General features: G+C 42.8%; 7 protein-coding genes. 2 read left to right on the top strand and 5 right to left on the bottom strand.

Going from position 1 to position 9745, the window contains the following annotated elements; all coding sequences use genetic code 11:
* The first annotated feature begins 591 nt into the window (after positions 1–591).
* Positions 592–1659, top strand: a complete 1068-nt coding sequence (locus tag D0T84_RS19900; RefSeq protein WP_163309600.1) for a M20 family metallo-hydrolase — start codon at positions 592–594, stop codon at positions 1657–1659.
* Between the two features lie 153 nt (positions 1660–1812).
* A complete protein-coding gene (gene tnpA, locus D0T84_RS19895) occupies positions 1813–2163 on the top strand; it encodes an IS200/IS605 family transposase (protein WP_163309599.1) in 351 nt (116 codons plus the stop codon).
* Here tnpA and D0T84_RS19890 read toward each other — a convergent pair.
* The 5 genes from D0T84_RS19890 to D0T84_RS19870 form a co-directional block, all read right to left on the bottom strand.
* Complete coding sequence (locus D0T84_RS19890; RefSeq protein WP_163309598.1) at positions 2148–2285, bottom strand: hypothetical protein; 138 nt, start codon at positions 2283–2285, stop codon at positions 2148–2150. The two genes, tnpA and D0T84_RS19890, sit on opposite strands and share 16 nt — an antisense overlap.
* Before the next feature lie 243 nt (positions 2286–2528).
* Entirely contained in the window at positions 2529–4502 is a 1974-nt protein-coding gene (locus D0T84_RS19885) for a KUP/HAK/KT family potassium transporter (RefSeq protein ID WP_163309597.1), read from the bottom strand.
* 198 nt (positions 4503–4700) lie between these two features.
* Positions 4701–6473, bottom strand: coding sequence for an ABC transporter ATP-binding protein (locus D0T84_RS19880; RefSeq protein WP_163309596.1), 1773 nt, complete (start codon positions 6471–6473; stop codon positions 4701–4703).
* Between the two features lie 3 nt (positions 6474–6476).
* A complete protein-coding gene (locus D0T84_RS19875; protein WP_163309595.1) occupies positions 6477–8201 on the bottom strand; it encodes an ABC transporter ATP-binding protein in 1725 nt (574 codons plus the stop codon).
* A 30-nt stretch (positions 8202–8231) separates the two neighbouring features.
* Positions 8232–9272, bottom strand: a complete 1041-nt coding sequence (locus tag D0T84_RS19870) for an NAD(P)/FAD-dependent oxidoreductase (RefSeq protein WP_163309594.1) — start codon at positions 9270–9272, stop codon at positions 8232–8234.
* Positions 9273–9745: the final 473 nt, after the last annotated feature.

The raw sequence follows: 9745 nt of genomic DNA, 5'->3' as shown, positions 1-9745 counted from the left end.
CTTTTTCTCAGTTATTATACTAGAGGCAAATGTAAGTAAAAGTATTGGTATTTGGAGGTGGAGTTGGATAATTTAACATTTAGGGGTGGAGAAATGCTTATGATCATTTTCTTATAAGTTTATCTATTATGCGAATCAAGGGTTAATTGTGCTATTTTTTGTCCCTTTAGGGACTGAATGTTGGTAGAAAGAAGCTTTAACCGGTTAATTGCGTGCCGTCAGGTACGCAATATCTACAGAACAATTCACATTTTGTACCTGACGGCACAAAAAACGAATTTCATTCATGTTTCTACCAATATGATGTGCCTAACGGCACATTTAACCCTTGATTCGCATCTATTATAAAATCTATTATAAAGATGTAGGCCATAGAAAGAGATAGGATGAAAATGTAATTTGCGAACTCTTCCTTCTAGCTTTGCAACTGTTCATTGTCACTTTTTAATTACATTTGTAGCCGATGCTTTATAAGAATAAAGTGACATACTAAAAGTACCAGCAAGGTGTCCCATTTGGCTCCGCTTCGCTCTGCCGATTTTGGCTCCGTCGATTTTCAATTCAATTGTCACTTTTTAAAAATATAAGATTATGGAACAGGATATTGACGCACTATACTATAATGCAGTGGATTTGCTGAAAGAAATGATTAGTATCCCGTCTTTCAGCAGGGAAGAAAACGATGTGGCAGAAGTAATAACTTCCTATATGCAAAAAATGGGATTCGAACCGAAACGGAAAGGAAACAACCTGTGGGTTCAAAGCCCTGATTTTGATGAATCGAAACCGACTATCCTTCTCAACTCGCATATGGATACAGTCCGCCCTGTTTCGGGATGGACGCGTGATCCTTTTTCGCCCGATATCGAAGATGATACTTTGTACGGATTGGGCAGTAATGATGCCGGGGCAAGCCTTGTATCTCTGCTACATACATTCTTTATCCTGACAGATAAGAAGCAGGACTATAATCTGATATTCCTGGCATCCTGCGAAGAAGAAGTTTCCGGTAAGGAAGGTGCGGAAGCTACCGTTCCTGAGTTGCCGAAGATAGAATTTGGTATCGTAGGCGAGCCTACACAAATGAATCCTGCCATTGCCGAAAAAGGGCTTATGGTGTTGGATTGCACAGCATATGGGAAAGCCGGACATGCTGCCCGCAATGAAGGTGAGAATGCTATCTATAAAGCTATGCAGGATATAGAATGGTTCAGGACATACCGGTTCCCGGAAGTAAGTGATTTGCTGGGCCCTGTAAAAATGACTGTGAGTATGATTAGTGCCGGAACGCAACATAATGTAGTGCCGGATAAATGTGACTTTGTTGTAGATGTGCGCAGCAATGAACTGTATAACAATGAAGAGTTGTATCAGCTAATAGACAAGTATACCGGTTGCGAAGTGAAGCCCCGTTCTTTCCGCCTTAACTCTTCGCGCATCGCTCTGGAGAATCCGTTTGTACAAAGGGCAATAACGATAGGAAAAGAGCCCTATGGTTCGCCTACACTGTCAGACCAGACCTTTATGCCATTCCCCACACTGAAAATGGGGCCGGGAGACTCCGCCCGGTCGCATACAGCCAACGAGTATATCCTGCTGAGTGAGATCCGCGAAGCGATAGAACTCTATGTGAAACTGCTGGATGGTTTACGCCTCTGATTTTGGCATTGAGTAATATCTTTATAATCTGCGATAAAGGTTAATCTTATATTTGGCTGAAAGCCAATATCTTCATAACCGCGGGTCAACGACCTGCGGAGATAAGTAATATACTAACTTCTGCCTGAAAAGGCAGGACAAAACATACATAATATGAGCTATACAAATCTGTTATACCATGTCGTATTTTGTACGAAATATAGGAGGAAGACAATTCCAGAAGCTTATGAAAAAGATCTGTATGCCTACATGATGGGTATAATTGAAAATAAAAAATCGAAATTATATCGCATTGGTGGCACAGATAATCATATCCATTTGCTATTTGATATGCATCCGACTTTTGCCTTGTCTGATTTTATGAAAGAGTTGAAAGAATATTCCAGCAAATGGCTTTCAGTAAATCAAAATTTCCCTGATTTTGAAGGTTGGGCAGTTAGCTTTGCAGGTTTTACATATAATCTGAAAGATAAACAATCAATTATCAATTATTTAAGTACATGACAAAATTTTATATCCTGCTGTAGGGGCATCCCTTGTGGGTGCCCGTAAACAATGACAAGCGGGCAGGGACAAGCCACTGCCCCTACATCGTCTCCTAATCGTGTTTGAATAATTTTTGTCATGTACTAAGATCAATTATATTAAAAATCAAAAAGAGCATCATAAAACAATTAGTTTTGAAGAAGAATATCGTCAGTTTTTGATAGATAATGGAATAGAAATTGATGAACGATATTTTTTCAAAGAGTGAGAGGTCTTGCCTTTCAGGCAAAGGGTTGCACTTGTAGCCTATACCGTATGCTGCGCTACGCTTACATACGGTTATGAAAATTTGGTCTTTCAGACCCTTCTTTTAAAGATAAAACCTACGCCTCTGATTCTTCCGCCGATTGTTTCAGAAGCTCCCTCAGCTGATCTTCGGTATGGTCTACCTGTCTTAGGGGTATTGTTTCTACCACTGCCAGCGATGGATCTATGTCATACATCTGGGTATCGGATGTAGTCAGTTTCTTTACCAGATTATAGCATCCGAAGATGATCTGACGGGAAGGGTTCATATGCACATTGCGGAAGATGCGGTCGACAACCATAAACTTGAAGTCGCCCCGCTTGTCTGTGGCATCCTGCATAGCCGGATAACGGGACGAGAGGTCTACAAGCCCGTGACGTTCCAGTTCGTTCGCTATCAGGTTCACGTATTTATCTGTGTGGATTCCCAGTTTGAAACCTGCGCGTATATTGATACGGAATATCTTTTTAGGAGCATAGACAGTCGTTTCGTAGCTAAACTCGTACGGCTCGTCAGTCCTCTTTATACGCACAAACCAGTAAGTGTCGGCTCGTTTGGGTGTCTGCTTGAATAGGGAATAGGCAATTTTGCTTTCAAGGAAATTCTTATTATTTGCCTTTACAATATATACAAGGTGAGTAGCCGCCTTCGGTATTGTTGTGTCCTCACTTATTTTCACTATCTGATTGATATATTGCTCATCCACCTGATCGTAAACCGTATAATGCCGTTTGATTCTTCGTCCGTTATACCATGAGTACATGAATAGAAGCAGGACTCCTGCTATAATAATAGGTACAAATCCGCCATGCGCAAATTTCTGCATGTTGGCAATAAAGAAGCTTAACTCTATAATGACAAAGAACAGTGTCAATGGAATACTGAACCAAAGCGGCCTGTTGTTCTTCACAAAATAGAGGAAGAGCAGTACACTGGTCATCAGCATACTCAATGTTATGGCCAGCCCGTAAGCCGCTTCCAGCTTCATTGACGACTGCATGGTGAGTATAATAATGATACAAAGCACCATCATCATATGATTGATGGAAGGGATATAAAGCTGTCCCTTTATGTTGGTTGGGTATTGTATTTTTACATTTGGCCAGATATTCAGCGAGATAGCCTCGCTGATAACGGTAAACGAGCCGCTTATCAGTGCCTGGCTAGCGATAATAGCAGCCAGCGTAGCCATAATAACTCCTACAAGGCTAAACCATGTAGGCATCATGGCAAAGAAAGGGTTCGTATCATGCGTTACATGATGGCTGTTGATAATCCATGCCGCCTGTCCCAGATAATTTAATATAAGAGCAGCTTTTACATAGATCCATGATATCCGGATATTCTTTAACCCGCAGTGACCAAGATCGGAGTAAAGCGCTTCCGCCCCAGTGGTACAAAGGAAGATGGCCCCCAGCATAAACATGGTGTGCGGCACTTCGATAAGGAAGTTTATTGCATACATCGGGTTAAACGCCCTGAATACGCTGAAATCGGTGATAACCTGGCTAATTCCCATGACGGCCATCATCGTAAACCAGATAATCATAAGCGGGCCAAAGTATTTACCCAGAGAGCCCGTGCCGAAAGGCTGTACAAGAAACAGAATAAGTACAATGGCTATTGTAACGGGGATAACCGGAATATTCGGGGCAATGGTGTTTAGTCCTTCTATAGCCGACATCACGGTCATGGCCGGGGTTATGATACCGTCAGCCAGCAATGTGGCAGCACCGATGCCCGCAAGTACATATGCCCAACGGTATTTCTGGCGGATAAGTGCATATAGCGATAATATTCCTCCTTCACCTTTGTTATCGGCACGAAGGGTAATGATGACGTACTTTAAAGTTGTTTGGATAGTCAATGTCCAGATGACGCAGGAAACAGCTCCTAAGATATATTCGGGACGGCTCAGTTGTCCGGCGGGCAGGGCATTCAGTATGGCCCTCATCACATATAACGGGGATGTACCTATATCGCCAAAGACGATTCCTATTGCCAGTACAACTCCCAGGGCACTAAACGGGACTTTATGATTTTCTTTCATTAAATTTTCTTTCAAAAATTGTCCAAAAGTACAAGTTTATTTTGTCCAAAAGTATATTATATTGTTAAATATTAACTACTAACTTAATACTGTCATTCCGTGCGCGACACGAAATCCCCCAGAAATCCAGTTGTAGTTATGGGGAGATTGCGGGTTAAGCCCGCAATGACACTCATTTGATAAAAATAGAATCCATCTTCAGAATTCTTCAAATTGTTCCTCATACAACGAATAATATTTACCCTTGAGAGCCAGCAGTTCGTTATGCGTTCCCTGCTCTATTATCTGCCCCTGATCGAGTACCAGTATCCTGTCTGCATTACGCACGGTAGACAGCCTGTGCGCTATAATCAGGCTGGTACGCCCTTCCATCAGTTTGTCCAGTCCCTTCTGTATCAGCATTTCACTGCGGGTATCAATATTGCTTGTCGCTTCGTCCAGAAGCAATATAGCCGGATCGGCTATGGCAGCCCGTGCAATGTTGAGCAACTGCCGCTGTCCCTGACTGAGGTTTGCTCCGTCGTTTTCCAATTGGGTATGATATCCTTTCGGCAGACGCTTGATAAAGGAGTGGGCAGCTGTCAGTTTCGCTGCTTCTATCACTTCTTCATCTGTTGCATCCAGTCTCCCAAAGCGGATATTATCGCATACCGTTCCGGTAAAGAGGTGAGTATCCTGTAATACGATAGCCATTGACCGGCGCAGGTTTTCCCGTTTCAGGTTCTGTATATTTACCCCATCTATCGTAATTTCTCCCGACTTGATGTCGAAGAAGCGCGGAAGCATATTCAGTATCGTTGTTTTTCCGGCACCCGTTTCGCCAACCAGAGCAATCTTAGTACCCGGTGTGGCATGTAACGATACGCCTTTCAGTATGAGTTTCTCCGGTTTATATCCGAAATAAACATCTTTCATTTCCAGATTGCCTTTCACGTCTTTCAGTGTAATAGCCTCAGGGCTGTCTTCTCGTTCGGGTGCCTCATCAATAACCTGAAAGATACGTTCGGCGCCTGCTATCGCAGCCTGTATGCTGTTATAAAGGCTGGCAAGCTCATTGATAGGCCGTCCGAACTGACGGGAATATTGCAGGAATGCAGCCAGTCCCCCAACATCGAATCCCCTGAAAATAGCCAGTAATCCGCCTACAATGGTGATAACAACATAGTTCAGCGTATTCAGGTTTTGCATAACGGGCATCATCAGACCCGAATAGAACTGTGCTTTTTGCGATTTATATTTCAAGTCCTGATTTAGCGTGTCGAAGTCCTGTTCTACTTTCTTTTCGTATCCGAATACTTTGATAACTTTTTGTCCGCTTATCATTTCCTCTATATAACCATTGGTTTCGCCCAGAGTGTCCTGTTGTGCCTTAAAGTATTTACGGCTACGTTTCACTATTGTTTTAGCAAAAAGAAACATAAGAGGTATGGTAATCAACGTAGTCAGCGTCAGTATAGGGCTGATATATATCATCAGTCCGAATATACCAATCAGCATCAGTGCGCTGGTGAGTATATCCGACAGGCTGTCGGTCAGCGCATTACTTACCTGATCAATATCGTTTGTATAGCGGCTCATCAGATCCCCGTGCTGATGTGTGTCGAAATATTTGAGAGGAAGCCGTTCCATCTTCCTGAACAGGTCGGTACGCATACGCATAACGGCGCGCTGGCCTATCTTGTTCAGCATCCGGTATTGGATATAAACGGCGGCCACACCTGCCAGATAGATTGCAGCCAATACGAGCAGGATATTTACAAGTCCACTGAAATCGCCCGGTATAATGTAATCGTTGATAATAGGGCGTATCATATACGAACCAAGCAGGTTGGATATAATACTGATAATAATAAGGATGCCGATAATTGCCAACAGCCTTTTATCTTTCGACAGATACGACATCAGCCTGAAAAAAGTCTTTCTGCCCTCAACAGGCTTTCCGCTATTTTTATATTGATCTCCGTGTGCCATATCTTAAAAAGCGATTTGTTGAGAGTTATAAATTTCCTGGTAAACTTTCGATTTCTCTATCAGTTCATCCGGCTTTCCTATCGCGTCTATTTCCCCATCTTCGAGTACAATTACCCTGTCGGCTGACTGCATGGTGTTGATACGCTGGGTAATAATGAATACCGTGGTATCTCTTAGCAACTGACTCAGGTTATGTCTTATCTTTTGTTCGGTGTCGGAATCCACAGCACTGGTACTGTCGTCTAAGATTAGTATCTTCGGTTTGCGCAATAGGGCGCGGGCAATACAGATACGCTGTTTTTGCCCTCCCGAAACATTGATACCTCCACGTCCGAGTAATGTATTGTAACCATCTGTAAACGACATGATAAAGTCGTGTGCCTGAGCCGCTTTTGCCGCCTCTTCCACTTCTTCGATGGTAGCGTCGGGTTTACCCCAGCGCAGATTGTCTATAATGGTACCTGTAAACAATTCATTTTTCTGCAAAACCATACCTATATGGCTGTGAAGCTCGTCCAGATTATAATCTTTTACATTCACACCGTCCACAAGTATATCTCCGGCTGTTACATCATACAGGCGGGGTATAAGTTGAACCATCGAAGTTTTTGCCGAACCTGTGGCACCTACTACAGCTATTGTTTCCCCCTGATGTATATGGAAGTTTATATCTTTCAGAACATCATTTTCGCCTCCGCTATACCGGAAGAAAACATTGCGGAAAGTGACTTCTCCTTTTGTTACTTTATGGCTACCGGTTAAGCCCTGAGGCATATTGGTCAGGGATGGTTCTGTATCCAGCACTTCAAGGATACGCTCCGACGAGGCGGAAGCCCTTGCAATATTCATAATCACCATCGAAAGCAGCATCAAAGCCATCAGAATCTGCATCAGGTAGTTGACAAACGATATGAGCTCCCCTACTTTCAGTTCTCCGGCCATCACCTTTCCTCCGCCGACCCATAAGATAGCAATGACGGATACATTCATAATAAGCTGCATAACGGGAAAGATGGATACGACCATATTGGAAGCTCTCACTACCATATCGCGCAGGTCTTCGCTGCTCTTTTCAAACTTCTTCGTTTCATAGTCTTCCCTTACAAAGGATTTTACCACACGGATATTAATAAGGTTCTCCCTGACTACAGCGTTCAGTTGGTCAAGTTTCTGTTGTACTTTCATAAAGAGTGGGAATCCTTTCCGTAAGATGAGGTAGACGCTTATGCCCAATACCGGAATCGCTCCTATCATAATATATGCCAGCTCCGTATTAATCTCTACAACAAAGAAAACTGCCATCACCAGCATCAGTGGAGAGCGTAGCAACAGGCGCATAGTCATCAGTATTACCTGCTGTATGCGTGAAATATCATTTGTTAGCCGTGTTATTAAAGACGCTGAGTTGAATTTGTCAATCTCGGTAAATGATAACTGCTGTATTTTTTCAAATAATGTAGTCCGGAGATCAGTCCCGAAGCCGATAGCCGCCGTTGAAGATACGGATACATTTACCACGCTGACGATTAGTCCCAGGATGGAAACCCCGACCATATATGCCCCTATTTCAGTGATGACAGACAGGTCGCGGAGCATCACCCCGTCGTCCACTATCTTGGCCATAAACCAGGGCTGTATTGTTTCGCACAATACGGTAATCAGTACCAGAAAAGGGCTGATAAAGAGGCTTAGTTTATATTTCTTAAGTATCTGCCAGTATTTTTTCATCTATTATACATTTCGAACAGAATGCAATAATTAATAGGCTATAGACATTGCCTCACTCACCTTTTTGTTGATTATCTTGTACAGCAGCCGGTTTTTGCACATGCGGGGGAAAAGCCACTGGACAGAAGGCCTGAAAAAAAGCCTTGCCATCCACATTCTTTTTTTTGTTTTTTTCATCACCGATTCATTCAGAACTCTAAAATCGGAATTATAAACAATCGAAAGAGCCGCGTTCTCCCCACTTTTTACAGCAGGGTAGATACCTTCGCCCGTCATAGAGTCTACATATCCTCCGGCATCTCCTATAAGGAGGATATGCTTAAGAAACGGATAATCAAATTTGTCGAACATCGGTATGTAGGCACCCTTTGTTTTATCATTATACGTTAAGTCATACTTATCCAGCAGCCGGTGGAATCGTGCAACACTTGTGTGCTCGCCTCCATAACCTATCATGCTGCCATGATGATTGGGGAATACATAAAGGAAACCTTTGCCTAAATCGCTGTCGAAATAGAGTTGTACATCTCCGGACTGCCTGTCCGGCACCGCTTTTTCGAGGCATATTATCCCCCTGTCTTTAAAGCCGGGTTGTATATACTTGCGCACTATACTGTTCACTCCATCGGCCCCTATGAGATAATCGCACGACAGTCTTTTGCCAGACAGCAGATTTAAATATATGGTTCCGGATTGCTCCTCAATTCTGGTAATTGTATCTGTGATAAACAATCCTCCTTTTTTCTGGTACCGCCTCAGCAATTCGTTATCAAAATCTTTCCTCAATACTGTGCGAAGTTCCATAGGCAGGCTGAATGTACATATAGATTTCTGCTGGTAGTATATTTTCAGTTGCTTTGCTCCCCAATAATCATACTCTATACCGTCAAATATACGGTCTATCAATATGTGTGTTTTCGGGGTAAGCCCTCCCCCGCACAATTTATCCCTCGGGAAGGTTTTCCGGTCTATCAGCAAACATTCCTCATTGTTTTTGAGCAGAGTATATCCACAAGATATACCCGAAGGGCCAGCGCCCACAATAACGGTCTTATAATGTTGTGAGTTCATTCACTATAATTTACGGGTCTTAGTCACAGCCACTTATGGCAAACTAAAGTTTCCATTTTTAATATTGAATATAAAGATACAACAGAGTTTATATTCAACAAGATTATATGTGGTTTATTATCTAATAATTTATGCGAATCGGAGGTTGAAAGCAGCTCAACACCTGCCTGAAAGGCAGAATCTTCATAACCGTATGCAAGCGCAGCGTAGCTTACGGAGCAAGGGGCAATTACACTCCCCCTGCCCAAAGCGGCAGGACACACTGTATGTCCTGTCTTTCAGACAGCTGGTATTGCTCATCCTTTTTCCGCAGGTCGATGACCCGCGCTTATGAAGATTTGGCTTTTCAAGCCTTTTCTCAACCCTTGATTCGCATAATTTAGTTCCTATGTTTGTATTTGAATTACGGCGATAGCAAATATGCATAAGCCCACGAGTATTATTATATTTGAGTTTGATTATAATAACATAAT

The organism is Dysgonomonas sp. 521 (genome assembly GCF_010501055.1).
In the GTDB taxonomy this organism is placed as follows: domain Bacteria; phylum Bacteroidota; class Bacteroidia; order Bacteroidales; family Dysgonomonadaceae; genus Dysgonomonas.
Note: the sequence above shows the minus strand (reverse complement) of the source record. Positions and strands in the feature narration are given on the sequence as shown.